The organism is Candidatus Endomicrobiellum pyrsonymphae (genome assembly GCF_020328025.1).
GTDB lineage: Bacteria > Elusimicrobiota > Endomicrobiia > Endomicrobiales > Endomicrobiaceae > Endomicrobiellum > Endomicrobiellum pyrsonymphae.
In genome coordinates this window covers 1110-2110 of record NZ_JAIXMZ010000054.1, presented here as the reverse complement: position 1 = coordinate 2110, position 1001 = coordinate 1110, and the positions used below count along the sequence as shown (strand labels likewise).

The window sequence follows — 1001 nt, the reverse complement described above, 5'->3', positions numbered from 1 at the left end:
CTTGTAAATTTGGGGGTGTGTAAAAGGCGCGGGTATGATACACCCAAATTTACAAGGTTTTCATGCAACAATGCTTTCATTTATTTTGACCGATGCTGATATTGGCGGCAAATCATTACAAAAAATATTAGAAAAATCTGTAGAAAAATCCTTTAATTGTGTGTCTGTTGATGGAGATACATCAACAAATGATACTGTTATAGTGTTGGCAAATGGTCAGAGTGAAACAGGGAATTTGTCAAAAAACGATATGACAAATTTTATAAAAGCGTTTGATGACCTTACTTTAGAGCTTGCAAAATCTATGGCTAGGGACGGAGAAGGTGCAACAAAGTTTGTAGAAATTGAAGTTAAAAATACTAAAACAAAAAATGATGCAAAACTTATAGCTTCTACAGTGGCTACGTCGCCTCTTTTTAAAACTGCAGTATTTGGCGCGGATGCAAACTGGGGCAGAGTTCTTGCTGCAGTTGGCAGAGCTGGGGTGAATTTTGATCTTGGGAAAGTTGATATATATATTGGTGGAGTGCATACTTTTAAAAACGGTTTTGCATTAAACTTTTCCGAACAAACAGCAAAGAAAGCATTGCTTAAAAAAGAAATTCAAGTTGTTATAGATTTAAAAGCAGGCAAAGAATCGAGCAAATATTATACATGCGATTTTTCGTACGATTATGTGAAAATTAACGGCGATTACAGATCTTAATAGAGTGGGACTCCGCGCCGTTAACTCCTCTTTCAAACCCCGTCGATGCTTCTAGCATTTGGCGTTTGTCGTCCCTTTTGTAAAAGGGAAAATAAAAGCATTGTAGTAATTCCCCTTTCTCTGAAAGAGGTGGCTCAATATTGGCAATAACTACGCATACCATCGTCTAATGATCAAAGGCTTAAAGAATCCACTCCTTTGGATGCTTCAGTTGCCCTTGCTCTCTCAGTAATCAAGATACAATGCGGGGTTATGTGTTGATAAGGCGGGGTTATATATGACTTTAAAAATATAA

At 37.1% G+C, this 1001-nt stretch carries 1 protein-coding gene; it reads left to right on the top strand.

Annotated elements, in window-relative coordinates; all coding sequences use genetic code 11:
• Positions 1 to 7: 7 nt before the first annotated feature.
• Complete coding sequence (locus tag LE180_RS05175; RefSeq protein ID WP_374134402.1) at positions 8 to 706, top strand: bifunctional ornithine acetyltransferase/N-acetylglutamate synthase; 699 nt, start codon at positions 8 to 10, stop codon at positions 704 to 706.
• Positions 707 to 1001: the final 295 nt, after the last annotated feature.